25 protein-coding genes and 1 tRNA gene are annotated in these 23868 nt (G+C 64.7%); 7 read left to right on the top strand and 19 right to left on the bottom strand.

Annotation, left to right across the window (positions count from 1 at the left end):
• Positions 1-53: 53 nt before the first annotated feature.
• The 4 genes from L0V05_RS11990 to L0V05_RS11970 form a co-directional block, all read right to left on the bottom strand.
• Positions 54-3209: an efflux RND transporter permease subunit gene (locus L0V05_RS11990; protein ID WP_234870778.1), complete on the bottom strand. Its 3156-nt coding sequence runs from the start codon at positions 3207-3209 to the stop codon at positions 54-56.
• A gap of 3 nt (positions 3210-3212) precedes the next feature.
• The gene (locus L0V05_RS11985; RefSeq protein ID WP_234870776.1) at positions 3213-4340 is read right to left on the bottom strand and encodes an efflux RND transporter periplasmic adaptor subunit; all 1128 of its coding nucleotides are present in this window, start codon (positions 4338-4340) and stop codon (positions 3213-3215) included.
• Positions 4341-4408: 68 nt separating this feature from the next.
• Positions 4409-5041 carry a TetR family transcriptional regulator gene (locus L0V05_RS11980; RefSeq protein ID WP_319937841.1) on the bottom strand — a complete coding sequence of 211 codons (633 nt, stop codon included), beginning with the start codon at positions 5039-5041 and terminating at the stop codon, positions 4409-4411.
• A 407-nt stretch (positions 5042-5448) separates the two neighbouring features.
• Positions 5449-5524: transfer RNA gene (locus L0V05_RS11970), tRNA-Thr, on the bottom strand.
• A 223-nt stretch (positions 5525-5747) separates the two neighbouring features.
• Between L0V05_RS11970 and L0V05_RS11965 the strand changes: the two genes are divergently transcribed.
• Positions 5748-6620 (top strand): hypothetical protein, encoded by an 873-nt coding sequence (locus tag L0V05_RS11965; protein WP_234870775.1) that lies wholly within the window; start codon positions 5748-5750, stop codon positions 6618-6620.
• Positions 6621-6633: 13 nt separating this feature from the next.
• Here the strand turns inward: L0V05_RS11965 and L0V05_RS11960 are convergent, their stop codons facing one another.
• The gene (locus tag L0V05_RS11960; RefSeq protein ID WP_234870773.1) at positions 6634-6888 is read right to left on the bottom strand and encodes a DUF2312 domain-containing protein; all 255 of its coding nucleotides are present in this window, start codon (positions 6886-6888) and stop codon (positions 6634-6636) included.
• Between the two features lie 152 nt (positions 6889-7040).
• Between L0V05_RS11960 and L0V05_RS11955 the strand changes: the two genes are divergently transcribed.
• Entirely contained in the window at positions 7041-7256 is a 216-nt protein-coding gene (locus tag L0V05_RS11955) for a hypothetical protein (RefSeq protein WP_234870771.1), read from the top strand.
• On the opposite strand, the gene L0V05_RS11950 is transcribed toward L0V05_RS11955, so the two are convergent.
• The 3 genes from L0V05_RS11950 to L0V05_RS11940 all read right to left on the bottom strand — a co-directional run bounded on the left by L0V05_RS11950 (position 7257) and on the right by L0V05_RS11940 (position 10056).
• Complete coding sequence (locus tag L0V05_RS11950) at positions 7257-9392, bottom strand: enoyl-CoA hydratase-related protein (RefSeq protein WP_234870770.1); 2136 nt, start codon at positions 9390-9392, stop codon at positions 7257-7259.
• 109 nt (positions 9393-9501) lie between these two features.
• On the bottom strand, positions 9502-9720 hold the full coding sequence (locus L0V05_RS11945; protein ID WP_234870768.1) for a hypothetical protein: 219 nt from the start codon (positions 9718-9720) through the stop codon (positions 9502-9504).
• An 18-nt stretch (positions 9721-9738) separates the two neighbouring features.
• Complete coding sequence (locus L0V05_RS11940) at positions 9739-10056, bottom strand: TraR/DksA family transcriptional regulator (RefSeq protein ID WP_234870766.1); 318 nt, start codon at positions 10054-10056, stop codon at positions 9739-9741.
• Positions 10057-10192: 136 nt separating this feature from the next.
• Here L0V05_RS11940 and L0V05_RS11935 point away from each other — a divergent pair, with 136 nt between their 5' ends.
• The 3 genes from L0V05_RS11935 to L0V05_RS11925 are packed head-to-tail and all read left to right on the top strand — an operon-like array spanning position 10193 to position 11498.
• Positions 10193-10618, top strand: a complete 426-nt coding sequence (locus tag L0V05_RS11935; RefSeq protein WP_234870764.1) for a YeeE/YedE family protein — start codon at positions 10193-10195, stop codon at positions 10616-10618.
• Complete coding sequence (locus L0V05_RS11930; RefSeq protein WP_234870763.1) at positions 10618-11043, top strand: DUF6691 family protein; 426 nt, start codon at positions 10618-10620, stop codon at positions 11041-11043. Before L0V05_RS11935 ends, L0V05_RS11930 begins: the two co-directional genes overlap by 1 nt.
• 29 nt (positions 11044-11072) lie before the next feature.
• Positions 11073-11498, top strand: coding sequence for a protein tyrosine phosphatase family protein (locus tag L0V05_RS11925; protein WP_234870762.1), 426 nt, complete (start codon positions 11073-11075; stop codon positions 11496-11498).
• Positions 11499-11583: 85 nt separating this feature from the next.
• Here the strand turns inward: L0V05_RS11925 and L0V05_RS20670 are convergent, their stop codons facing one another.
• From L0V05_RS20670 to L0V05_RS11875, 10 genes are all read right to left on the bottom strand, one after another.
• A complete protein-coding gene (locus L0V05_RS20670; RefSeq protein ID WP_234870761.1) occupies positions 11584-12525 on the bottom strand; it encodes a FliM/FliN family flagellar motor switch protein in 942 nt (313 codons plus the stop codon).
• A 72-nt stretch (positions 12526-12597) separates the two neighbouring features.
• Positions 12598-15282 carry a sensor histidine kinase gene (locus L0V05_RS11915; protein WP_234872173.1) on the bottom strand — a complete coding sequence of 895 codons (2685 nt, stop codon included), beginning with the start codon at positions 15280-15282 and terminating at the stop codon, positions 12598-12600.
• A gap of 4 nt (positions 15283-15286) precedes the next feature.
• Positions 15287-15526: a hypothetical protein gene (locus L0V05_RS11910; RefSeq protein ID WP_234870760.1), complete on the bottom strand. Its 240-nt coding sequence runs from the start codon at positions 15524-15526 to the stop codon at positions 15287-15289.
• Positions 15527-15582: 56 nt separating this feature from the next.
• The gene (locus L0V05_RS11905) at positions 15583-15951 is read right to left on the bottom strand and encodes a response regulator transcription factor (protein WP_234870759.1); all 369 of its coding nucleotides are present in this window, start codon (positions 15949-15951) and stop codon (positions 15583-15585) included.
• A 68-nt stretch (positions 15952-16019) separates the two neighbouring features.
• Complete coding sequence (locus L0V05_RS11900) at positions 16020-17315, bottom strand: helix-turn-helix transcriptional regulator (protein ID WP_234870758.1); 1296 nt, start codon at positions 17313-17315, stop codon at positions 16020-16022.
• A 161-nt stretch (positions 17316-17476) separates the two neighbouring features.
• On the bottom strand, positions 17477-18460 hold the full coding sequence (locus L0V05_RS11895) for an ABC transporter substrate-binding protein (protein WP_234870757.1): 984 nt from the start codon (positions 18458-18460) through the stop codon (positions 17477-17479).
• A gap of 47 nt (positions 18461-18507) precedes the next feature.
• Complete coding sequence (locus L0V05_RS11890) at positions 18508-19302, bottom strand: ABC transporter permease (protein WP_234872171.1); 795 nt, start codon at positions 19300-19302, stop codon at positions 18508-18510.
• A gap of 167 nt (positions 19303-19469) precedes the next feature.
• Complete coding sequence (locus L0V05_RS11885; protein ID WP_234870756.1) at positions 19470-20333, bottom strand: ABC transporter permease; 864 nt, start codon at positions 20331-20333, stop codon at positions 19470-19472.
• Positions 20330-20854, bottom strand: a complete 525-nt coding sequence (locus tag L0V05_RS11880) for a hypothetical protein (protein WP_234870755.1) — start codon at positions 20852-20854, stop codon at positions 20330-20332. The genes L0V05_RS11885 and L0V05_RS11880 overlap by 4 nt, the downstream gene beginning before the upstream one ends.
• The gene (locus tag L0V05_RS11875; RefSeq protein ID WP_234870754.1) at positions 20847-21632 is read right to left on the bottom strand and encodes an ABC transporter ATP-binding protein; all 786 of its coding nucleotides are present in this window, start codon (positions 21630-21632) and stop codon (positions 20847-20849) included. The genes L0V05_RS11880 and L0V05_RS11875 overlap by 8 nt, the downstream gene beginning before the upstream one ends.
• Before the next feature lie 115 nt (positions 21633-21747).
• Between L0V05_RS11875 and L0V05_RS11870 the strand changes: the two genes are divergently transcribed.
• Positions 21748-21924 carry a hypothetical protein gene (locus tag L0V05_RS11870; RefSeq protein ID WP_234870752.1) on the top strand — a complete coding sequence of 59 codons (177 nt, stop codon included), beginning with the start codon at positions 21748-21750 and terminating at the stop codon, positions 21922-21924.
• Positions 21921-22328 (top strand): cupin domain-containing protein, encoded by a 408-nt coding sequence (locus L0V05_RS11865; RefSeq protein WP_234870750.1) that lies wholly within the window; start codon positions 21921-21923, stop codon positions 22326-22328. Before L0V05_RS11870 ends, L0V05_RS11865 begins: the two co-directional genes overlap by 4 nt.
• Before the next feature lie 2 nt (positions 22329-22330).
• On the opposite strand, the gene hydA is transcribed toward L0V05_RS11865, so the two are convergent.
• The gene (hydA, locus tag L0V05_RS11860; protein ID WP_234870748.1) at positions 22331-23782 is read right to left on the bottom strand and encodes a dihydropyrimidinase; all 1452 of its coding nucleotides are present in this window, start codon (positions 23780-23782) and stop codon (positions 22331-22333) included.
• Positions 23783-23868 lie beyond the last annotated feature (86 nt).

Here is a 23868-nt window from a genome sequence, read left to right as displayed (position 1 = left end):
CCGGCCCCTCATACCCCCTGGCGAAAGATTGCGACTAAGCCGTCCGACCCTGGTCACGCAGCGACGGCTACGGGCACATGTTTGCCTCTCTGGAACAGGCGATTGATCAGCACGAAGAACACCGGCACGAAGAACACTGTAAGTGTTGTGCCGATGATCGTGCCGAACAGCGTTGCATAGCCGATGGCTTCACGCGCACCCGAGCCGGCCCCCGTGGACAACACCAGAGGAACGACGCCCAAACCGAAGGCCAGCGATGTCATCAGGATGGGGCGGAAACGCAGGCGCGCCGCAGCCCTGACTGCATCCACCGCTGTTTCGCCGAGGCCAGTCATGCGGTCGCGGGCAAACTCGACGATCAGGATTCCATTCTTGCCGGTCAAGGCAACGATGGTAAGTAGCCCGACCTGGAAGTACACCCCGTTCGACTGGCCGCCAATCCATGCGCCGACCAGCGCGCCAAGAATACCGACCGGCATTGCCAGCATCACTGCGATCGGGATGGTCCAGCTTTCGTAAAGCGCCGCCAGGCAGAGGAAGACAACGGCCAACGCAAGGCCATAAAGAGTCATCGCCCCCGCTCCGGCTTCCTTTTCTTCCAGCGACATGCCCGTCCATTGCAGGCTGAAGCCGGGCGGCAGCTTTTCTGCCATTTCCTCCATCGCGGCAATCGCCGCGCCCGACGTGAACCCAGGCGCGGCTGCCCCTTCGATCGCCATGGCTGGCAAAGCGTTGTAGCGCGTGACCTGTTGCGGGCCAAAGATCCATTCCTGCGTGGCAAAGGTCGAGAAGTCGACAAAATCGCCGCTGGCGTTTTGGATCCGCCACTGTGACATGTCATCCGGGGTTGACCGCGCCGAAGGCTCGCCCTGGACATAGACGCGCTTCATCCTGCCCTCGTAGAGGAAGTCGTTGACATAGGCGCTAGACCAGATGGTGGTCAGGAAATCACCGACATCCGCTGCCGTCACACCGACCGCCCCGGCCTTGGCCCAGTCGATGTTCATCCGGAATTGTGGGGCGTCCTCCACCCCGCTCGGTCGCACACCCGTAAGGATCGGGTTCTGCGACGCCATGCCCAGCAGCATATTGCGGGCATCCAGCAACTCCTGATGCGTCTTGCCAGTGGTTGCGGTCAGATAGACACTGAAACCGCTGGCATTGCCCAGTTCCATGACCGCAGGCGGCGCGAAGGGCACGACCATCGCCTCACGCATTCCGAAGAACAGGGGACCGAAGGCGCGTTGCACGACGGCCTGCACTGAAGCATCCGGTGTCGGGCGTTCCTCCCAGTCCTTCATCTTGACGAACAGCAGGCCCGTGTTCTGCCCCTGCCCCCCGAACGAAAAGCCGCGGACCGAGAAGATGGCATCGACGTTTGCGGCCTCAGCCGTTGTCCAATACCGTTCGACATTTCGCAGCACGGTTTCAGTCGCATGGGCGGTTCCGCCGGATGGCAGTTGCACGATGGTGATGAGCGAGCCCTGATCCTCTTCCGGCAGGAACGACGTCGGCGTGTGCTGGTACATGTAGATCATTCCGCCAACGATCAACGCATAGACGATCAGCATCCGCAGCGGCTTTGCCGTGGCATAGATCACGCCTGCCATATAGGTTTTCGTCACGCGACCGAAGTTGCGTTCGAACCAATCGGCAAAGCCATTGCCAAGCCGTGCGAGTATGCCTTGCCGACGTGCGCCCGGATGGGCATGCGGCTTCAGCATCGTCGCGCACAGCGCGGGTGTGAAGATGAGCGCGACCAGGACCGAAAGTCCCATCGCCGAAACGATGGTGACCGAGAACTGCTTGTACATCTCGCCCGTCGCACCGCCGAAGAAGGCCATCGGCACGAACACCGCCGACACAACCATGGCAATACCGACAAGCGCGCCGGAAATTTCGCCCATGGATTTTTCGGTGGCTTCCTTCGGACCCAGATGTTCGTCCTTCATGACACGTTCGACGTTCTCGACCACCACGATGGCATCATCCACCAGCAAGCCGATGGCCAGAACCATGGCGAGCATGGTCAGCGTGTTGATCGAGTATCCAAGCGCAGCCAGGATCCCGAACGTGCCCAGCAGCACCACCGGAACCGCGAGCGTCGGGATCAAAGTCGCCCTGAAGTTATGAAGGAATATCAGCATGACGATGAAGACCAGCACGATCGCCTCGATCAGCGTGTGGATTACGGCCTCGATCGACAGGACCACGAAAGGGGTGGTGTCATACGGGATGACGTAGCTGACGCCTTGCGGGAAATCCTTCGCAAGTTCGTTCAGCTTTGACTTGACCAGTTCGGCCGTTTGCAGCGCGTTGGCCCCAGAGGCCAGCTGGATCGCCATCGCCGCCGCGGGGCGGCTGTTGTAGAAGCCGGCAAGTTCGTAGTTTTCGGTGCCCAGTTCGGCGCGGGCCACATCACGCAGCAGCACCAGCCCGCCATCGGTGTCGGCCCGCAGGACGATACGCTCGAAATCCTCCGGGGTCTTGAGCAGCGATTGAGCGGTGATCGTCGCGTTCAGCAACTGGCCCTCGGGCGCGGGCATGGCACCAAAGGCTCCGGCAGATATCTGCGCGTTCTGGGCGCGGATGGCTGCCACGACGGTCGAAGGGGACATGTCGTAGTATTTGAGCTTTTGCGGATCCAGCCAGATGCGCATGGCATATTCCGACCCGAAGACCTGCACCTTGCCAACACCCGTCAGACGCGACACGGGCTCCACGATGTTGGACGCCAAGTAGTCGGCCAGGTCGATATCGCTGCGCGTGCCATCGTTGGAAACGAGGCCCACGATCATCAGAAAGCCGGTGGCGGATTTCTCGACCGTGACGCCCTGCCGCGTCACGGTCTCAGGCAGGCCAGCCTCGGCTTGCGCCAGTTTGTTCTGGACCTGAACCTGAGCGGTGTCGGGATCAGTGCCATTCTCGAATGTAATCGTGATACTGACCTGTCCCGTCGAGGTGGTCGAGGAATTGATGTATCGCAGCCCATCAAGGCCGGTCATTTCCTTTTCGATGATCTGCACGACGGTGTCGGCCGCAGTCTCGGCCGAAGCGCCCGGGTAATAGGCGCTGATCACGATCGAAGGACCGGCGATCGACGGATACTGCGAGATCGGCAACCGCATGATCGACAACGCGCCCACAGCCATCACGATGATGGCCAGCACCCAGGCGAAGATCGGGCGGTTGATGAAGAAACGCGCCATGGATCAGTTCCCTTCCGAAGGGGCCGGTTCCTGCCCTGGGGCGGCATCCGGAGGTGCGATCACGACCTCTGCACCGGGCCCCGCTTTCTGGAAGCCGGAGGTGACGATCTGGTCCCCGGCATTCAGGCCGGACGACACCACCCAGTTGTTGCCCGAAGCGCCCAGAATAGTGACCGGGCGAACCGCGATCTTGCCGTCCTCGACGACCCAAACGTTGGCGCCTCCGCGAACGTCCCGCATAACGGCGGATTGCGGCACAAGAACTGTGTTTTTCTCAGTGGTTTGCGGAAGAACGACCTCGACATAGAGTCCTGGCAGCAGAACGAAATCCGGGTTGTCGAAGCTTATCCGGAGCGTGACCATGCCTGTTGTCGGCTCGACCTGCGGCTCGGCGGCTTTCATCTGGCCCTTGTGTGGGAACGTCTCGCCATTTGGCAGGATCAGGGCCGCTTCGGCCGATTTCAGTATTTCATTGGGCGTACCGGGTGTGTTCCAGCGCATCAGATCGTTTACTGACTGGGTGACATCCACATAGATCGGGTCGAGGGTGCGGATTGTTGCAAGCGGAGCGACCTGCTGCGCACCGACAAGCGAACCGGTATTGGTCTGCGACAGACCGATCACCCCCGACACGGGCGCGCGAACCGTCGTGTGGTCAAGGTCAATCTCTGCGCTCGTCAGTTGCGCCTGAGCGGCCTGGAGCGCAGCAGCGGCGCCGTCACGCGTGGCCGTGGCCTTGTCGCGATTGGCTGCCGAACCGGCATTGGTGGCCAGGAGGCCTTCCGCGCGATTGGCGTCCAGAACCGAAAGGTCATAGGTCGCCTGCGCCTGAGCAACAGCGGCTTTCGCGGCTGCCACGGCTGCCGCGTAAACCGCGTCGTCGATCTTGTAGAGTGGTTGACCCGCCTCGACCCAGCTGCCCTCTTCGAACAGTTCTTCGCGGATAATGCCGGTTACCTGTGGCCTCACCTCTGCGACCTTGGATGCCTTGATCCGACCGGGCAGACGGGTCGTCAGCGTGTATTCCCCAACAACGGCGGGTTGGACCGTGACACTTGGCGGGGGCATCTGCTGGGCCAGCGCCACAACCGGCAGGGACGTGGCCAGCAGGGCGCACAGGGTTGCACGCATAACTTTGTCACGGATCATCTTGATACCTTGTTCGCTATTTGGCGGAGTCTGTCTGTTGGCTGGCGCAGTCACGCCGGGACATCGTCCGAAGAGGTGAGTTTTTCTCGGCGGAACAGAGACATTTGCCGTTTGACAAGTCTCGCGCCAAGATCGGCCAGCGGGAATAGCCTGCCTGATCGCAGCCAATCACTGATAAAGCCGTTCAAAGTGGCAATCATGATTACAGTGACTTCATTTGGAGAAAAGTCAGGCGTAAGCTCGCCTTTCTGTTCTGCCTGACCGATCAAGCTGGACAGGGTTAGGAAGAGTTCAGCGTTGACCTGTCGCAACCAGGCCGCGCCGCCTTCGTCGGGCGAGGTGAAGTTCATGATCATGAACATGCGTTGTTGCCGTGCATCCTGCTCGAAAGCAACCAGCATGTCGGTCGCCGCTTGCTCTAGCAAACCAAGCGGGTCCTCGTGCCCATCCTGAGCAGCGGCGCGGATCATGGCGTCCTGGACGGGCCGGCTGCGGTCGTGAAGCGCCTGCAGCAGGTCCGCCTTGTCCTTGAAATGCCAGTAAAGCGCGCCTCGCGTGACCCCTGCCCGGTGCGAGATCTTCTCAAGCGTGGCCGCTGCCACGCCCTGACTGCAAAAGATCTCCTCGGCGGCATCGAGAATGGCCTGCCGGGTCTGCTCTGCGTCTTCTTTGCTTCTGCGCACACCGAATCCCCCATGCGCCGCCGATTTATAAACATCCGCGTATGTATGTAAACTGAAAAGCTCCAGCTGCGCGGTAGTGGGCGCGCGGGCGATCCCTGGTCTCGAGAAACCTTGCCGGCAGGCGCCGGGCGGCTCCGAGTGAGGAGCGGGTGAAGCGGCAACCTGCGGCGATGGTTTTGCGAAGCGAGGAGGCTCTGGCAGAAGCCCGTTGGAAATCGGCCATCTTGCTGAGATTTCGAGGCATCGGCGCGGACCAATGCCGACTTGATAAGCCGTGACTCGCAATAGGACGCATAGTGAGAAGGCGCGTCGGGGATATCCTTACTCCCCGGGTAGACGAGAAGGTGGGCTCTTGGAAATCGTCTGGTCAAAAAGTGCTTTGCAAACAATCTGTTGCAAAGAAAATCTGGTGCCCCCAGAGGGACTTGAACCCCCGACCCCCTGATTACAAATCAGATGCTCTACCAGCTGAGCTATAGGGGCGCACGCGCGGCTTGGATAGCGCCCGAGGGGGCGTCGCGCAAGAGCAAGAAGGCAATGCGGTCCGGTCTGTCGGCCTGACCAAGGCCTGCTCAGGCTGCGCCAGGGCACGGAAAGGCGTTCCCCCCTTCGCAAAAGCCCCTATATTCCGCAAGAGCGGGGCCGGTTCGCCGTGACGGGCGCAGGGCGGACCCCAGGAACCGACAGCAGGACGAGCAGACGACCGATGCGTATTGCCTATCACCTCGGCGCCCACTGCACCGACGAGGAAAAGCTTCTCCGCTGCCTGCTGAAGAATCGCGGCCCTCTGGCCGAGCAGGGCATTCTCGTGCCGGGCCCCTCGCGCTACCGTGTCGCCTTGCGCGATGCCCTGGTGCAACTGAAGGGCCAGCCCGCCGACGAGGCGATGCAGGCCATGCTCCTGGAACAGATCATGGAGGCGGACGAGGCCGAACGGCTGGTCCTGTCCTGGGACAGCTTCATGGCCTTCCCGCAATGGGCGGTTCGGCGCAGCCTCTATCCAAACGGCCCCGAGCGGCTGCGGGCCTTGACCCGGATCTTCCCGCAGATCGAGGCGGAGTTCTTCCTTGCCATACGCAACCCTGCGGGCTTCCTGCCCGCCATGGTCGCCCGGCAGAAGGACCGCAGCTACGAGGACATCATCGCCGGGACCGACCCGCTGGCGCTGCGCTGGTCCGAGCTGATCACCCGCATCCGCAACGTCAATCCAGAGGTGCCGCTGACCGTCTGGTGCGACGAGGATTCGCCGTTGATCTGGCCCGAAGTGCTTCAGGCGATCTCGGGGCATGCGCCAGGAACGGAACTGGAAGGCGCCGACGACCTGTTGGGCACAATCATGACGCCGCGGGGCTTTGGCCGGCTAAAGGCCTATCTCGAGGCGAGTCCTCCCCCCGACGCCGAGACCCGGCGGCGCGCGGTTACCGGCTATCTCCAGCGCTTCGCTCTGCCGGAGCAGATCGAGACCGAAGTCGACCTGCCCGGCTGGACCGACGACTATGTCGCGCATCTGACCGAAGCCTACGACCGCGACGTGGCCCGCATAGTGGACATCCCGGGCGTCCGGCTCATCACCGCCTGACGCCCGCTGCCAGTCAGTTCATGCCGAGTGCGGCCTTGTACATCTCGAGCACCGCCTCTTCCTCGGCGATCTCGTCGGGCTTGCGCTTGCGGAGCGCGATGACCTTGCGCATCACCTTCGTGTCGTAGCCCCGACCCTTCGCCTCGGCGAAGAGTTCTTTCTCCTGCTCGGCGATGTCCTTCTTCTCGGCGGCCAACTGTTCGGCGCGCTCGATGAACTGCCGCAGCTCGTCGGCGGTGACGTTGTAGGGATCGGGATTGCTGCTCATTCCTGCCTCTCGGGGATTGGTCGGCCTTCCCTACCCCGTCAGTGACGCCCGGTTCAAGGGCTGCGGCGGCGGTTCAAGGCCCCGACCCTTGCCAGGACGGCGTGAACCCGCTAGGGGCGGCGGCGACAGGACCGCAGGGGCAGGAAGAAACCATGGACTGGCTGATCTCGATCGGAACGCTGTTCACGCTCGCGGGCGTCGGCGCGCTTGTCTGGTGCGTGCTCGTCGCCCTGCGCGCGCGGCGCGGCAACCTGCCCGAGGATCAGCTGCGCCAGCGTTTGCAGACGGTGGTCACGGTGAACATGGCTGCGCTTGGCGCGTCGGCGCTTGGGCTTGGCATGGTGGTGGCAGGCATCCTGCTGAAATAGTCAGGCGCCCAGGTCGGAAAGTTTCCGACCGTCGCGGATAAGCTGGTCGATCAGCGGTGCCACGGCCCAGAATTCCGGCGCCTGATCGGCGAAGCGGCGAAGCTCGGCCCGCAGCACCAGAAGCCCGCGCGCTTCCGCCCGGAACATCGGCCCGCCCTGCCAGCGTGGGAACCCCTGCCCCGCGACCATGACGACGTCGATATCCGAGGCGCGCGGCACGACAGCTTCGCCCAGGATCCGGGCACCCTCGTTGGCCAGCGCCGCAAGACAGCGGTCGCGGATCTCGTCGCTGCCGATCGGGCGCGCGACAATGCCCTTGGCAGCGCGAAGCTCGGCCAAAAGCGCGAGGACTTCGGGGTCCTCACGCCCCCCTGGTCCCTGATCGTAGATGTAGTAGCCGCGCCCCGTTTCCTGCCCCAGCCGACCGGACTCGACCAGCAGGTCGGCCAACTCGACATAGCGCGCCGCCGGATCGCGCCCCGGTGCAGCGCGCTGGCGCTCGGCCCAGTCCTTGTCGAGTCCGGCCGCATCCGACGCCTGATAGGGACCCATCGCAAAGCCCCAGGCCCTGAGCGCCATGTCGACCTGCAGGGGAGTCGCGCCATCCTCGATCAGGAAATCAGCCGCCGTCCGCAGGGCCGCCTGCATCCGCGGTCCGACCAGCCCCGGCGCGGCCGCGACCCGCACGGCAAGCTTGCCGGATTTCTTTGCCACGGCGACGACCGTCGCCACGGCATCGGCAGCTGTCTCGGGGCCGACACCGATCTCGGCTAGGCGGGCACGGTCCGCCACTGCAGGCTGCCGCAGGATCAGGGTATCGGCCGGACGACCGGTCAGCCGGCCCAGGTGATCGCCGGTCAGAAAGGTGGCAGAGGTCGCGAAAACCGCGCGAGGGTTCAGGGCAGCGGCCAACGCCGCCATGACCTCGGATTTCGACCCGAGATCGTCTGGCACTGCCTCGATCACCAGATCGCATTGCGACAGGGCGGCAAGGTCGATCGCGGGGGTCAGCCGTTCCCATTCGCGGTCCCTGGCCTCGCTTGTCAGCCTCCCGGCGGCGACGGCCTGCTCCTGCAGGTCCGAGACCCTTTCCAGCCCTGCGACGAGGGCTTCGGCATCGCGTTCGGCGGTGATGACACGGTAGCCGCTGGCGGCCATCTGCAAGGCGATCCTCGCGCCCGTACGACCAAGCCCGACCACGCCGACCGTCTGAACAAGGCGCGGAACCGACCCGGCTTCGGGAAAGTCTGCGATATGGCGCTCGGCGAGGAAGGCATGCCGAAGACCAGCGCTTTCGGGGCTGGCCCGCAGATCGTCGAAGGCCGCGCGTTCGAAGGCGATCCCCTGATCGAAGGGCAGAAGCTGCGCCGCCTCCACGCAATCCACAATGCGGCCGGCCGCGGGCAATCGGTCTTTCGCATGGGCGGCGCGCGAGGCCGCGACCGCGCTCTGATAGGCGGCGGCATCGCGCATCCCGTCCATCCGGTCGCGTGTGCGCGCCAGCGTCCGCCGTCCAGCGGCGACTTCGGCGGCGATCTCGGCCGCAAGGGTCACGGCTGCCTCACGCAGACCGGCATCGACCACCCCGTCGATCAGACCGAGCGACTGCGCCTCGGCGGGGCCGATGGCGCGACCGGTCAGCATAAGGCGCAACGCCGCCTGGGCTCCGATCAGGCGCGGCAGACGCTGCGTTCCCCCGGCGCCTGGACACAGGCCCAGCCCGACTTCGGGCAAACCGAAGCGGGCCTGAGGGCCGGCGATACGCAAATGACAGGCAAGAGCAAGCTCCAGCCCCGCGCCAAGGGCACTGCCTTGGATCGCCGCGATGACTGGCTTGCCCGCAAGTTCGACCCTGTCGCAGATCGCGGACATGCTGGGCACGGCAGGATCGGCAGGCAGGCCAAACTCGCGAATATCGGCACCGCCCGAGAAGTGGCGCCCCTCGGAGGCGATGACCACCGCATGAATGCCAGGGTCGGCCAAGGCGATCGTCAGCAGGGCCTCGAGCCCGCCACGCAGGGCTTGCCCGAAAGCATTGACGGGCGGCCTGTCAATCTCCAGAACCGCAACGCCACCGTCGCGGGTCAGCCGCACCACATCCGCATCCGGCCCCTGTGCAGGCCCGTTCTCTGCCATTCCCCGCCGTCCTGCCTTTTCCTCTTTAGCTCTTTGTAAGGGCTCAGACGAACTTGGCAACGCCCAGAGTGACATGGCGCAGCAGTGAGCGACCGCTTCGCCTTCGGGCTCAGACCGGCATGTTGTCGAAACCGGCCTCGATATCGGCTTCCATGGCGCGACGCTCTTCCTCGGTCAATGGCTTGTGTCCGCCGGGGAGAACCGAAGCGAGCGCCTGCATTTCGCTCAGCACGAAGGTCGCTGCGCGATCGGCGCTTTCCACCAGCTCATGCGCAAGCTGCTCGGCCACGTCGACAGGTTTGGCCGTTTCATTCGGTTCGCTTGTCATGGTTTCCTCCTCTGCCGATTACGGCGCGCACTTGCGGCAAAACGGGGTGTAGGGCAGCGCATCGAGCCGTTCGTCGCTGATCTGTTCGCCGCACTTCACACAGTAGCCGTATTCACCAATTGCCACACGCTCCAGAGCGGCCTGGATCTGACGAATTTCGGTCTGAGCCGAATTCCCCATGCCTTCGAGCACTTCGTCATCCTCGCGCTCGGTCGCAAGCTCTTCCCAGTCCTTGGCGTCATGCGAGTCGAGCTCCATCTCGATCCCGGCGATACGAGCGTTCAGATCGGCCAGCCGCGCTTCCAGTTGCGCGCGCCTCTCGTGAATGGACGACATGACACTTCCTCCTATTGACCGCAGTCTTTGTGAAAGCTTTCCCGCCATCCTACCTTGATTCAGGTCAAAACCCCACTGGAAGCTTGCAGGCGCTCTTCGGGCGGCTAAAGTCCCGGCGAAAATCACGGGTAAGTATATGCACACCGACTGGATCTGGGGGTTGTGTGGCGGGCTCATGATCGGGCTGGCAGGATCGGTCTATCTGTTGTGGAACGGGCGGATCATGGGCGCTTCCGGAATTCTGGGAGGGCTGATCGACGGGCAAGGTCGCGACACAGCGAACGAGCGCCTGGCCTTCCTGGGCGGCACGGTCGCCATTCCCGCTGTCCTGGCTCTGTTCACCCCCGGCGTCAGCACGCACCTGACCGGCAACGTCGCGGTCGTGGTGTTGGCCGGCCTTCTGGTTGGGATTGGCACGCGCATCGCCAACGGCTGCACCTCTGGCCACGGAGTCTGCGGCATTTCGCGCCTGTCCCTGCGCGGGATCGTGGCAACGGTGTTCTACATCCTGTCGGGCGGCCTCGTGATGGCGGTCCTGCGCCACCTCCTGGAGATCGTCTGATGCGTCGCCTCCTGTTCGCCTTCCTGTCCGGCGGCCTTTTCGGCGCAGGACTTTTCCTGTCCGGCATGACCGATACGACCAAGGTCCAGGGCTGGCTCGATGTGTTCGGCGACTGGGACCCGACGCTTGCCTTCGTGATGGGCGGCGCGATCATCCCAATGGCTATAGCCTGGAGGATCGCGGCGGGTCGCAGAACATCGCTCCTCGGCTCGCCCCTGCCCGGCCGCTCAAAGGCGCATGTCGACGCTCCGCTCGTTGTTGGCTCGGTGATCTTCGGTGCAGGCTGGGCAATGGCGGGGCTTTGCCCGGGGCCGGCCATCGCCTCGCTCAGTTACGGCGGATGGCGCGGGCTGCTCTTCCTTGTGGCGATGACGGGGGGTATGGTGGCCGCGCCCCCGCTCAAGGCCTGGCTTGCTGCCGCCTGACGCAACCCATTCGACCCTAAGGAACCAGCATGGACATCCGCGCCCTGACCGACAGCTACGCCGTCTCGCCGCAGATCTCGCCCGACGACTTGCCAGCGATCAAGGCGGCAGGCTATGTCACCGTGATCGACAACCGCCCGGATGCCGAGATCCCTGCCGAGCTTCACACCGAGACAATGCGCGCGGCGGCCGAGGCGCTTGGCCTGACCTTCGTCGCGAACCCGGTGATCGGCGGGGCAATCACACTGGCCAATGTAGAGCTGCAGCGCGAGACGCTGGCCGCCTCGCCCGGTCCGGTTTTTGCATACTGCGCCTCAGGCAACCGGTGTTCGATCGTCTGGGCGCTCGCCCATGCGGGACAGCGTCCTGCGGACGAGCTGATTTCGACCCCGGCCAAGTTCGGATACAATCTGGAACACCTTCGCCCGCAGCTAGAGGCCCTGGCCCGGGGCTGATGCAAAAGTTCACACGAATGGCTTTTCCCTCATAAAATCCGCCATATAAGCGCCAGATTTCATGTAAGATGTTATCCGGATGCCGTCATGACTGGCCTGCAGCGATCCTCCGGTCTGTGGACTGTTCCATGACCGGTGTCGCAGGCGGCGCCTCGGGGACGAGGCGTACCGCCCGCATCCCGCGGTTCTGGCCGAGTTTGCCGGTGGCCAACGGCCGACCGTCAATGCCTTCTACGACGACATGTCCGATCGCAGCCATCGGGAGCGGCACGATCTCGCCCGGTTGAAGGGACATCACTGCGCCGAGCGGCAACGTGACCCGGTGCAGGACCGCCCCAAGCTCGGCCTCGGTCTGCATGACCTGGTCGGAAAGTGCCTGGGCGAAATGCGCGGCAGAAGGCGGACTGGCCATTGACGGATCAGAGGGCCTGACCGGCGCGCTGGCACGTCCGTCGGCGGGCAGGGCCAGCAGCACCGCACCTGACCGCGCCCCGCCGGCAAGCGAGACCTCGGCCCGCAGGACGCGATAGGCGTCCTCCTCCAGCAGAAGACCAAGGGGGCGCGGATCGTCCAGGAACGAGGCATAGCGGAAGCCGGCAGCCCAGATCCTGTCCATGTCCTGTTCCAGTCCGGCTTCCAGATCGGCGAGCGCCCGGTCGATCAGACCCGCCGCCATTGCAGCATCCGTGCGGGTCGGCTTGCGCGGGGCGACCGGGCCGCCAGAGACCCGGCCGGTCGTCTGCTGCTCGATCAAGGAGGCCAGGACCGGCGGCGCCAGCGCGATCAGACCAAACCCCTCGCCCGGCCCTTCCAGTACGGCGATCAGCGCCCGCTCGGGGATGAGTTCCAGCAGATCGGTCAGTGACCGCCGTTCGATGGAAAGGCGCGTCACCTCCAGCGGCAGACCGATGTCGTCATTCGCCGCCCGGGCCAGGGCAAGGCGCCAGCCGCGATCGGCCCCCGGGCCGCCTTCCAGCGCCATCGCCCGCGCCGCCGCCACTTTCCGCCGGATCACATCGTTTTCCACGCCGTCGCCCTTCTGCCGAACGGTCCAAGGCTAATCCCCGGGCGGTAAACCGAATGTTGAGTTCCACGTCGCTCAGGCGGCTTTCTGCAAGCGCAGCGGGAAGGTCACGCGGAAGGCCGCACCGCCCTGCCCCGGCAGATAGGTGATCGTCCCGCCAAGGTTGGCCATCACCTCGCGGCAGATGGCAAGGCCAAGACCCGCCCCGCCGGCCCGGTTCTGATCGGTCAGGCGTGAGAACTTCTCGAAGATAAGCGCCTGGCTTTCCTCGGGAATGCCAGTGCCATTGTCGATGAAGTCGGCGATCATTCGCCCCCCGCGCTGTCGCACGACGATCCGCAATTCCGGCTGGGCCGCGTCGCAATACTTCCGCGCATTGGAGATCAGGTTGATGAAAACCTGGGTCAGGCGGTCGGGGTCGGTCGTGACATAGATCGATTCCGACGGCAGGTCGCGACGGACCGCAAACTGGCGCTCGGGCAGGGTCTCGCCGGCGGCCAGCAGGGCGCGGTCCAGCAGTTCCAGCACAGTGACCAAGGCAAGGTCGAGCCGCACCGAGCCATTCTCGAGAACGCTCAGATCCAGCAGATCGTCCAGCAGGCGGGTGAGCCGGATCGCCTCGCTGTGGATGATCCCCGCATGGCGCGCCGCCTGCTCGGAGGGAACATCACCCGCCATCAGAATTTCCGAGAAGGCTCGGATCGAGGTCATCGGCGTGCGCAATTCGTGGCTGATCTGGCTCAGGAAGGCGTCCTTCTGCTCTGAAAGCTGGGTCAGCTTTTCATTGGCTTCGCGCAGTTGCCGGGCAACGCGTGACAGTTCCTCGGACTGTTCTTCGAGCTTTGCGGAGTATTCCATGACCTGCGCGGTCTCGTTCGCCACCGCGACCAGATCCTCGACCGAGACGGTCTCTCCTCCCATGACCTGCGATAGCATGGCATGGGCGGCGGCCGCACCGACCGAACCGGCCAGCCGCAACTCCAGGCCGTCGAGGAATTCCGGAGTCGGGTCGGGCAGGAACCCTTCCTTGCCCTGCGCCCGTGCCTCGGCCTGGAAGAAGGCCAGCGCCTCGTCCTCGCCGAGGATGCGACTGCTGAGGATCAGCAGATCCTCTGCCTCGGCCTTGCCACCCGCCCAGCCGCCGGTGGTCAGTCCGCCCTCGAAGACATTGACGAAGGCCGCGCCCTGCACCCGTTCCATCGGTGAGGGAAAGCCCAGGATCGACACCAGACAGTAGGTCATGGCGTTGAGCGTCAACGACCAGAAGAGCGCATGGATCAGCGGGTCCATCCCCTCGATCCCGAACAGCGCCTCCGGACGGAGCCAGGCAATGCCCCAGGGGCCGTGGTCCATTACTGCGTCCGAAATGATCCCTTCGGGGCCGAAGGAGGGCAGGTACAGCGAATAGGCCCAAACCGCCGCTCCCAGGATCATGCCGGTCGCCGCACCGGCGCGGGTCGCGCCGCGCCAGAAGATGCCGCCGATCATCGCCGGCAGGATCTGCGCCACCCCCACGAAAGAGATCAGGCCGATGGCCGCCAGCGCCGAAGATCCGCCCGAAAGCCGGTAATAGGCATAGCCAAGCCCCACGATTCCCGCGATCGACACCCGCCGCGACAGAAGCACGATCCGCCGCACATCGCCCGAGACGGCGCGGGAGGGCTGCATCCGGAGCCAGAAGGGCATGACGATATGGTTCGACACCATCGTGGCCAGCGCGATCGCGGCGACGATCACCATGGAAGTGGCCGAGGAAAACCCGCCCAAAAAGGCGAGCATCGCCAAAGCTCCCTGTCCGCCCGCCAAGGGCAGCGTCAGCACGAACAGGTCGGGGTTGGCCCCTTCCGGCAGCACCATCAGGCCGGTCACGGCGATCGGCACGACGAAGAGGCTCATCAGCGCCAGGTACAGCGGAAAGGCCCAGCTGGCGGTCGCCAGATGGCTTTCCTCGACATTCTCGACCACCGTCACCTGAAACATCCGCGGCAGGCACAGGACGGCGGCACCCGAAAGGAAGATCAGTCCGATCCACCGGCCCGGATCCAGCGTCCAGTTCGCGACGGGGCTCGCCTCGATCCGGCTGAAGATCTCTGCTGGTCCGTCGGCCAACCCCCAGACGACGAAGATGCCAACGCCGAGCAGCGCCACAAGCTTGACCACTGCCTCGACAGCGATCGCGGTCACGACCCCGTGGTGCCTTTCGTTGGCGTCGAGGTTGCGCGTCCCGAAGAGAACGGTGAACAGCGCAAGTCCCACCGCGACCCAAAGCGCCGTCGCCTCCTTGCCGGGCGGAGCGCCGAAGGTATCGACGGGGCTGGCGAAGACCCCGAAGGACAGCGTAACCGATTGAAGCTGAAGCGCGATGTAGGGCGTCGCCGCCGTCACGGCGATCACGGTGACCAGCACGCCAAGCAGGTTTGACTTGCCGTAGCGCGACGAAATCAGGTCGGCGATCGAGGTGACGCGCTGCGCCTTGCCGATCCTGACCAGCTTGCGCAGGACCCACCACCAACCGATGAAGACAAGCGTCGGACCCAGATAGATCGTCAGGAACTCAAGCCCGGATCGGGCCGCATAGCCGACGGCGCCGAAGAAGGTCCAGGCGGTGCAGTAGATCGACAGCGAAAGCGTGTAGACCAGCGGCGAGCGCAGCCAGCGCGCCCTGAGCCTGATCGCGGGATGCTCGACCACAAAGGCCACGACGAAGAGCACCAGCACATAGGCCAGACAGACGAGCACAAGGATGTTGAAGGGAACCATAGGTTCAATCCCCTGCATCATCCGTCTCCGGGTTACTGCCGGGCCTGCGTTTTTCCTGCTCGATCGACACGAGGCGTGATCCAAGCAAGGCGGCCAGAACGATCAGGATCGCCCAGGCGAGAAACAGATAGAGCCCGTCCGCGGCGGTGCTTCGGCCTGTCTGCTCTCCCGGCATGGGCGACCAGAGCATCGGCAACAGGAACAGAAAGGCGCCCAGGATTGGCAGAAGGCGCGCCGCGTCCATCGCCCGCCGCCGCCGGTACGGCTGCCGCTTCAGGAAAAGGGGAAGACCGGGGCGCCTCACGCGCTGGCCAGCTCGCGCACCGTGGCGAGCATCTCGCTGTTCGAGAACGGCTTGGTCATGAAGCGGCTCGCCCCGATCCGCTCGGCCTCTGCCCGGTCGCGGCCCTGTCCGCGGGCGGTCAGCATCAGGACCGGCAGGTTGCATGTCGACTCGTCGGCCCGCAGGGCCGCAAGCACATCGAGCCCGCTCCGCCCCGGCAGCATGACGTCGAGGATCACCACATCCGGTCGGGCCGAGCGGATCGCCGCTTCCGCCGCCGCGCCATCCGTTAGCGCCGTGACTTCCCAGCCATCGCGGGCCAGGATGAACCGGATCGCCTCGGTAATGTTGGGCTCGTCCTCCACGAGCAAGACATGACGTCCCATCGGCCCTCCCCCGGCCGTTTCAGTCTGCCCGACTATCTGCGCAAAGCAGTTGCCTGAAAAGGGAATTGTCACTCGCTGCGACCTTCGTCCATCAGCGAGGGTTCACGCCGCGCGGCACACCCGATGCGGGGGCAGATGCGGCAGGTTGTCCCGACGGGCAGTGCGGGCTCGCTTGTCGCTTCGACCGGCACAAGAAGCATCGCCGCCTCGACAACCTCGGGCCCGCCGAATCCCCCGGTCAGGCGCGGCGCGGCGAAAGCGAGCGCGCGGAACCGCCGCGTCCGGCGTGACGCCATCTCGATCAGCCCGGTAATCGGGGTCATCGGCCGGCCGAGTGCACGGTAGAGTGGCCAGAGTGGACACGCGGCAGCAAAGCGCGGCAACGGGAAGCCCTCGACCGGGCGGCGAAACGTCAGCGTGCCCGAGGCGTCGCAGGCGACAACGCCCCACCGCGCACCCGGCACTAGGGCCAGCCGTCGAAACACGGCGACGATGTCCGCACCGAAACTCTGTGCAAGCTGGGCCGGATCGGGCAGGCCAGGCCCGATCGCCGTCTTGAACGCCTCCATCGGCAGGCGCTTCGCGTCTTCGGCGGCGATCCGCAGCCAATCCGCGGCGAGCGCCCGAGCCACGCTGGAGGCAAGCTGCCCGGCCTCTTCGCGCAGCCGCGCCAGGCCGGCCGCCCCCTGTTCGAGTTCGGGCATCTGCCAGTCATGGGCGGCCAGCCAGGCCTCCAGTTCTTCTTGTGGCGCGGCTAGGCCTGCCGCTTCCGCCTCGCCCGCAGCATCGAGATACGCCACCAGCGTCTCGGCCCCGGCCGCGAGCCGTTCGCTGTCGGCGTGAAGGTTGGCGTGGAACCTTGCCCGCCAATGCGGCTCGATCTCTTCGCTTTCGGCCAGGATCGCTGCTGTAGACCGCACCGAGCTGAGCGCTGACAGAAGCTCGTGCAGCGCCGCCGAAAGGTGCGGGTCATGCGCCATGCGGTCCGACAGTGCCGCGACCGACCGCTCGAGCGACCCAAGCCTGCGGTGCTGGGCCGAGATGAGCCCGGCCCAACCGGGAAACCGGCCGATGAAATCCTCGATCCGATCGACCTCCGGCATCGGGGCGGAAGCCCCCGCCGCCGCATCGCGCAGGTCAGCCACCAAAACGCCTTCCGCCCCTTCCGAGAGGACATCGGGTTTCAGGTCCAGAGCAGCGGCCAGGCGCAGCAGCACTTCGCCGGCAACGCGCCTGCGGTTGTGTTCGATAAGGTTGAGATAGGAGGCAGAAATGCCCGCTGCTTCGGCCAGTTCGCCCTGGCGCATCCCCAGAAGCAGGCGCCGCTCGCGCACGCGGCTGCCGGTCAGGGCCGTCATCGGCATGGCTCAACTCCCTCCGCTCAAGAGAGTTTACAACCGGCCAGAAGATTTACAAGAACCGGTAAATTCCAGCGCCGACCCTGCCCAAAATGCAAAGGAGGAGGCGCCTGGCCTCCTCCTTCCTTCTTTGCGCGAAGGCCTTGCGGCCTTCACTGTCTGTCAGGTCACTGAAGCGCCTTGTCGGTGATCTGGTGGGTCCAGGCCCCTTCCGGCGCCTTCGAGATCACCGGGTCCGAGCCGCCGGCGAGCAGGATCTTCACCGTGCGCTCATAGTCGGCCGGATCGAGAGCGCCGTTGGAGCCGGCGGTGAGCTTGGCGACTTCACCCATCATCCGCTTCTGGTGCTTTTCGGTCTGGGCACCGGTTTCGTCGTTCTCAAGAACGATCATTGCGGCCTCGTCGGGGTTCTCCTCGGCGTATTTCCAGCCCTTCATCGAGGCGCGGACGAACTTGACCATCTTGTCCTCGAAGGCCGGGTCCTTCAGCTTGTCCTCAAGCACATAGAGACCGTCTTCCAGCGTCGCCACGCCCTCGTCCTCGTACTTGAAGGTGACGAGCTGCTCGGGCGTGATGCCGGCGTCGATCACCTGCCAGTATTCGTTGTAGGTCATGGTCGAGATGCAGGCTGCCTGCTTCTGCAGCAGCGGATCGACGTTGAAGCCCTGCTTCAGCACGGTCACGCCGTTCGCGCTGCCATCGGTCGGGATGCCGAGCGTCGCCATCCAGCTGAGGAACGGATATTCGTTGCCGAAGAACCAGACACCAAGCGTCTTGCCGGGGAAATCCTTGGGCGAGGTGATGCCGCTTTCCTTGAGGCAGGTCAGCATCATGCCCGACGACTTGAAGGGCTGGGCGATGTTGACGAGCGCCAGACCCTTCTCGCGGGCGGCCAGCGCCGAGGGCATCCAGTCGATGACCACATCGGCCCCACCGCCGGCGATCACCTGCGTCGGCGCGATATCCGGGCCACCCGGCAGGATCGTCACGTCAAGGCCCTCTTCCTCGTAGAAGCCCTTGTCCTTGGCGACATAGTAGCCCGCGAACTGGGCCTGGGTGACCCATTTCAGCTGGAGCTTGACCTCATCCGCCGCCCAGGCACCGCTGGCCGCGAAGGCCGCCGTCACCAGACCCGTCACTAGACCTTTCATCTCTAACCTCCGTGTTGCGGGCACGTTTCGCCCTGTTCTTGGTTCTCTCAATGTCGTTGCGAGGGATGCCAGAAGGTCACCCGCCGCTCGATCAGCGCGACCAGCCCATAAAAGGCAGATCCCGCCAATGCCGCAACGGCAATCTCGGCCCAGACCATGTCCAGCCCCAGCCGCCCGACCTCGGTCGAGATGCGAAAGCCCATGCCCTTGATCGGACTGCCGAAAAACTCTGCCACGATGGCGCCGATCAGCGCGAGCGTCGTGGCGATCTTCAAGCCGTTGAAGATGAACGGCATCGCTGCCGGCAGGCGCAGCTTGAACAGCGTCTGCCAGTAGCTTGCATTCCAGGTCGCCATCAGGTCGCGCTGCATCTGTTCGCTCGCCGCAAGGCCCGCCACGGTGTTCACCAGCACCGGGAAGAACACCATGACCACCACCACCGCCGCCTTCGACTGCCAGTCGAAGCCGAACCACATGACCAGGATCGGCGCGATGCCGACGATGGGGAGTGCCGCGACGAAGTTCCCGATCGGCAAAAGGCCGCGCTGCAGGAAGGAGGACCGGTCGATCAGGATCGCCGTCAGGATCGCCGCCGCGCAGCCGATCAGATAGCCGGTCAACGCCCCCTTCACGAAAGTCTGGACGAAATCGATCCACAGCGTGTCGAGGTTCGAGGCGATCTTGGCCGAGATGGCGCTCGGAGAGGGCAGGATCACCTCGGGCACGGCATAGAGCCTTGTCATCAGCTCCCACAACAGAAGCAGCGTCAGCCCGAAACAGGCGGCCACGACCCCCTTGGCAAGCCGGGTCGTGGCGCGTTCCGAGAGCCAGGCATTGCCCATCCAGGCCAGAACCCAGACCAGCAACACCGTCCAGAGCCGCGGATCGGCCAGAACCCGCCCCACCTCGGCCACGGGAAGGCCCTCGAGCAGCGGCACCAGCACAAAGAAACCCAGCACCAGCACGAAGCCGATCAGGGGCATCCGCATCCAGCCGGGCAACGCGCCGCTCATCGTGCCATCCCCATCCGCTTGAGCGTCACCCGCTCTATCCCGCCGACGATCGCAACCAGCGCCGCCGCAACCAGGGCCGCCATGAACAGGGTCGACCAGATCTGGATCGTCTGCCCGTAGTAACTGCCAGACAGAAGCCGCGCGCCCAAGCCGGCCACGGCGCCAGTCGGCATCTCGCCCACGATCGCGCCGACCAGCGATGCCGCGACGGCAACCTTGAGGGAGGCAAAGAGATAGGGGGCCGAGGATGGCCAGCGCAGCTTCCAGAAGGTCTGGCTCTGGCTCGCACTGTAAGTCTTCAAGAGGTCCAGCTGCATCCGGTCGGGGCTGCGGAAGCCCTTCACCATCCCCACGACCACCGGGAAGAAGCTGAGATAGGCGCTGATGATCGCCTTGGGGATCAGCCCCTGCACGCCCACCGAGTTCAGCACCACGATGATCATCGGCGCGATGGCGAGGATCGGGATCGTCTGGCTGGCGATCGCCCAGGGCATCACGCTCAGGTCCATCGCCCGGTTATGAACGATGCCGATCGCCAGAAGAATGCCCAGACCCGCCCCGATCGCAAAGCCCAGAAGCGTGGCGGATACCGTGATCCACGCATGGTAGACAAGGCTGCGCTTGGATGTAACCGCCTGACCTGAAACACCTTTCCACAGCTCCGCGATCACCTGGTGAGGCGCAGGCAGAACAGGCCGCTCCTGATTCAAAGTCTCGCGGACCAATTGCGAGGTCGTGACCTCCTGCCCGGCCCGCGCCGCCTGGTCGCGCACCCAGGGCGCATTCATCCAAACCGTCGCGGCGTACCAGAGCGCGACGATCACCGCGACCACTGTCAGGATCGGCAGCACCCGGTTCATTGCCGCCCTCCGCGCCAGTCGTAGGTCGGCACAAGGATCAGGTCGTCATCGCTGACGTCGTCATGGATCAGAAGCTTGATCCCGGCCACGCCCGCGGGATCGTCTGGCGAGGGCTTGAAGCGGAACCGGAGCTTCAACCGCTCCTCACGCCCGACCAGGGCCTGCGTATTGCCCGAAAAGCAGGGGCCATTCAGGGCCTCGTCCTGGTTTCCCTCGGGATCGATGAAGGTCACCGTGCAGCTGAGCTTCAGCCGGCGATCCGCGATCTTGGGATCGGCCGTCAGACTCGTGACCAGCTGGATCGTCTCGGCCTCTTCGACGACCGACGCCGGCTCTTTGGTCCGCTCAAGCACCAGGAGGGCGCTGATGGTGACACCGCCCGCGAAGCTTGCATCATCCTGCGGATGCGCAGGGCTGATGCCGATCCCGTAGGACTGCGCTTCGGTTTCCGCAAAGGCACCGCCGCCGGTCAGGCAACCGACCGCGGCGACAAGGGCGACGCGGCGGCACATCTCAGACATCATAGGAATGCCCCGCCCTCAGCCCGTCGCGGACCCTGTGCGAGATCGCCAGGAATTCCGGCGTGTCGCGGATGTCGAGCGGCCGCTCGCGCGGCAGTGTGCTTTCGATGATGTCGGTGATCCGCCCCGGCCGCGGTGACATGACGACGATCTTCGTCGATAGATAGACCGCCTCCGGGATCGAATGGGTGACGAAGCCGATGGTCTTTTCCGTTTGCGCCCAGAGCTTGAGCAATTCCTCGTTCAGCCGGTCGCGCACGATCTCGTCCAGCGCACCAAATGGTTCGTCCATCAAGAGAATGTCGGCGTCGAAGGCCAGCGCCCGCGCGATGCTCGCCCGCTGCTGCATGCCGCCCGACAACTGCCAGGGAAACTTTGCGCCAAAGCCGTCCAGCTCGACCAACGATAGCACTTTTCGAACACGCTCGTCCTGATCAGTCTTGGAAAACCCCATGATCTCAAGGGGAAGTTTCACATTCCCTGCAATTGTCCGCCACGGGTAAAGCCCCGCTGCCTGAAAGACATAGCCATAGGCGCGCGCCTTTCGCGCGGCGTCCGGGCTCATTCCATTCACGGTCAGCGTCCCGCCCGTGGGCGTTTCGAGCGCCGCGATCGCGCGCAGAAGCGTGGTCTTGCCGCAGCCCGACGGCCCGATGAAGCTGACGAATTCGCCCTTACCGACTGTCAGGTTCACGTCCTTGAGCGCCTGCACCGGGCCGTCATTCGTCTCGAAAACGAGATTGACCCCCTTGGCCTCGATCACTGCCTTGTCCGTCATCCGCCCCTGTCCCTGCGACCGGTCTTCACCAGTTCGTCATCAATCCTACGCGCTTCGCCCGCACTGTTGCACATGCCGGCACCAGTCCCCATCTGCCCGGCATGGGAGGAGACCAATGCCATCGACACTCGCCTTCGCACCCGAACCCGAGGATCTGGAGGAACGCTTCTTCGATGCTCCGGTCATGACCTTCGCTCCGCCCCGGCCCGCGCCCGAGGCAAATCCCTTGGACAGACTCCCCGAACCGCGCGACAGTCGTCCAGACGACAGCGACCGGACACTCTCGCCATGACCGACTGCATCAAGCTCCGCCCCGGCGCCACCTACGACGGCAAGCAGGGCTTCTCCTATTTCGAGGGTATCGCCCGCGAAACCGCCGGGTCCCAGGCGATCTGCATGCACCTCCTGACCATCCCTCCCGGCGGACGCGCCAAGGCGCACAAACACGCCACCCACGAAACCGCGATCTACGCGCTGGAAGGGCGAACGGTGATGTACTGGGGGCCACGGCTGGAAAACCGCATGGAAGTCGAAGCGGGCGAGCTTCTCTACATCCCCGCCGACATGCCGCATCTGCCCTTCAATCCCGGCCCCGGCGTCGCCCGCGCGGTCATCGCGCGCACCGACCCGCACGAGCAGGAGAGCGTCATCCTCCTGCCCGAGCTCGAGGCGCTGGTGACCGAAGGCGTCGCCTGACATCACACCCCCGTCGCCGGGATGCCGGTCCGCACCACCGGGCGCGGCGCGGTCAGCTCTTTCCACTGGGTCAGGGCGCGGTTGACCGCAGGGCGCGGCTCGCGGGCCACGAACTGGCCGTGCCCTTCCTGCCCCTTGAACGCGCCGTCCACGACCGCCACGCGGCCCCGGGTCAGAGTGTAGCGTGGCAGGCCCTTCACCTCTTTCCCCTCGAAGACGTTATAGTCGATCGAGGATTGCTGGCTCTTGGCCGAGATCGTCTTGGTCTTCTCCGGGTCCCAGACCACCAGATCGGCATCCGCCCCCACCAGAACCGCGCCCTTCTTCGGATAGCAGTTCAGGATCTTGGCGATGTTGGTCGAGGTGACGGCCACGAATTCGTTCGGCGTCAGCCGCCCGGTATTCACCCCGGCGGTCCAGAGCATCGGCAGCCGGTCCTCAAGGCCCCCGGTCCCGTTCGGGATCTTGGCGAAGTTGCCGACGCCAAAGCGCTTCTGCTCGGTGGTGAAGGCGCAATGGTCGGTCGCAACGCAAGACAGCGACCCGGATTGCAACCCGGCCCAGAGACTGTCCTGATGCTTCCTGTCGCGGAACGGCGGCGACATGACCCGCCGCGCCGCATGGTCCCAGTCGGGGTGGAAGTACTCGCTTTCATCCAGAGTCAGGTGCTGGATCAGCGGTTCGCCCCAGACGCGCTTGCCCTGCGCCCGCGCCCGGCGGATCGCCTCATGCGCCTCCTCGCAGGAGGTGTGCACCACGTAAAGCGGCACGCCCGCCATGTCGGCGATCATGATGGCGCGGTTCGTCGCCTCGCCCTCGACCTGCGGCGGGCGGGAATAGGCATGCGCCTCGGGCCCGGTATTGCCCTCGGCCAGCAGCTTCGCCGTCAGTTCCGCCACCACGTCGCCATTCTCGGCATGAACAAGCGCGACACCGCCCAGATCGCCCACCCGACGGAACGAGGCGAACATCTCGTCGTCGTTCACCATCAGCGCGCCCTTGTAGGCCATGAAATGCTTGAACGAGGTGATCCCGGCCTTCACCGAGTCCGCCATGTCGTGCCAGACCTGCTCGCCCCACCAGGTGATCGCCATGTGATAGGAATAGTCGCAATGCGCCCGGCCCGACTTGTTGTGCCACATCTGCGCGGCATCCATCAGGCCCTGGCCCTGCCCCGGCAGGATGAAGTCCACGACCATCGTCGTGCCACCCGCCAGCGCCGCCCGCGTGCCGGACTCGAAATCGTCCGCCGAATAGGTGCCCATGAACGGCATCTCGAGATGGGTATGCGGATCAATCCCGCCCGGCATCACATAACAGCCGGTCGCATCCAGCACCTCGGTGCCCACGAGATTCTCGCCGATATGGATGATGACCCCCCGATCAACCAGCACATCCGCCTTGTAGGTCAGGTCGGCGGTGACGATCGTGCCGTTCTTGATGACTGTGCTCATCGTCGCTTCCTCCTTGCGAAACCGGGCGAGGTTCTCCCTCCAACCCTCTTCTTCTGTTCAGAAATATTCCGGGGTCCGGGGCAGAG

Origin of the sequence: Alitabrizicola rongguiensis (assembly GCF_021491355.1) — a bacterium.
Lineage (GTDB): Bacteria > Pseudomonadota > Alphaproteobacteria > Rhodobacterales > Rhodobacteraceae > Aliitabrizicola > Aliitabrizicola rongguiensis.
The sequence above is the reverse complement of the archived record's forward strand: the minus strand, read 5'-3'. Positions and strand labels throughout refer to the sequence as shown.

Bases quoted from the DNA above. Each gene is read 5' to 3' on its own strand.
- L0V05_RS11875 (WP_234870754.1), bottom strand. From the start codon at position 21,632: ATGACGGACAAGGCAGTGATCGAGGCCAAGGGGGTCAATCTCGTTTTC.
- L0V05_RS11865 (WP_234870750.1), top strand. From the start codon at position 21,921: ATGACCGACTGCATCAAGCTCCGCCCCGGCGCCACCTACGACGGCAAG.
- L0V05_RS11945 (WP_234870768.1), bottom strand. From the start codon at position 9,720: ATGACAAGCGAACCGAATGAAACGGCCAAACCTGTCGACGTGGCCGAG.
- L0V05_RS11950 (WP_234870770.1), bottom strand. From the start codon at position 9,392: ATGGCAGAGAACGGGCCTGCACAGGGGCCGGATGCGGATGTGGTGCGG.
- L0V05_RS11965 (WP_234870775.1), top strand. From the start codon at position 5,748: ATGCGTATTGCCTATCACCTCGGCGCCCACTGCACCGACGAGGAAAAG.
- L0V05_RS11905 (WP_234870759.1), bottom strand. From the start codon at position 15,951: ATGGGACGTCATGTCTTGCTCGTGGAGGACGAGCCCAACATTACCGAG.
- L0V05_RS11895 (WP_234870757.1), bottom strand. From the start codon at position 18,460: ATGAAAGGTCTAGTGACGGGTCTGGTGACGGCGGCCTTCGCGGCCAGC.
- L0V05_RS11900 (WP_234870758.1), bottom strand. From the start codon at position 17,315: ATGCCGATGACGGCCCTGACCGGCAGCCGCGTGCGCGAGCGGCGCCTG.
- L0V05_RS11885 (WP_234870756.1), bottom strand. From the start codon at position 20,333: ATGAACCGGGTGCTGCCGATCCTGACAGTGGTCGCGGTGATCGTCGCG.
- L0V05_RS11880 (WP_234870755.1), bottom strand. From the start codon at position 20,854: ATGTCTGAGATGTGCCGCCGCGTCGCCCTTGTCGCCGCGGTCGGTTGC.
- L0V05_RS11930 (WP_234870763.1), top strand. From the start codon at position 10,618: ATGCGTCGCCTCCTGTTCGCCTTCCTGTCCGGCGGCCTTTTCGGCGCA.
- L0V05_RS11890 (WP_234872171.1), bottom strand. From the start codon at position 19,302: ATGGGCAATGCCTGGCTCTCGGAACGCGCCACGACCCGGCTTGCCAAG.
- L0V05_RS11925 (WP_234870762.1), top strand. From the start codon at position 11,073: ATGGACATCCGCGCCCTGACCGACAGCTACGCCGTCTCGCCGCAGATC.
- L0V05_RS11915 (WP_234872173.1), bottom strand. From the start codon at position 15,282: ATGGTTCCCTTCAACATCCTTGTGCTCGTCTGTCTGGCCTATGTGCTG.
- L0V05_RS11910 (WP_234870760.1), bottom strand. From the start codon at position 15,526: ATGGACGCGGCGCGCCTTCTGCCAATCCTGGGCGCCTTTCTGTTCCTG.
- hydA (WP_234870748.1), bottom strand. From the start codon at position 23,782: ATGAGCACAGTCATCAAGAACGGCACGATCGTCACCGCCGACCTGACC.
- L0V05_RS11985 (WP_234870776.1), bottom strand. From the start codon at position 4,340: ATGCGTGCAACCCTGTGCGCCCTGCTGGCCACGTCCCTGCCGGTTGTG.
- L0V05_RS11935 (WP_234870764.1), top strand. From the start codon at position 10,193: ATGCACACCGACTGGATCTGGGGGTTGTGTGGCGGGCTCATGATCGGG.
- L0V05_RS11955 (WP_234870771.1), top strand. From the start codon at position 7,041: ATGGACTGGCTGATCTCGATCGGAACGCTGTTCACGCTCGCGGGCGTC.
- L0V05_RS11870 (WP_234870752.1), top strand. From the start codon at position 21,748: ATGCCATCGACACTCGCCTTCGCACCCGAACCCGAGGATCTGGAGGAA.
- L0V05_RS11940 (WP_234870766.1), bottom strand. From the start codon at position 10,056: ATGTCGTCCATTCACGAGAGGCGCGCGCAACTGGAAGCGCGGCTGGCC.
- L0V05_RS11960 (WP_234870773.1), bottom strand. From the start codon at position 6,888: ATGAGCAGCAATCCCGATCCCTACAACGTCACCGCCGACGAGCTGCGG.
- L0V05_RS11990 (WP_234870778.1), bottom strand. From the start codon at position 3,209: ATGGCGCGTTTCTTCATCAACCGCCCGATCTTCGCCTGGGTGCTGGCC.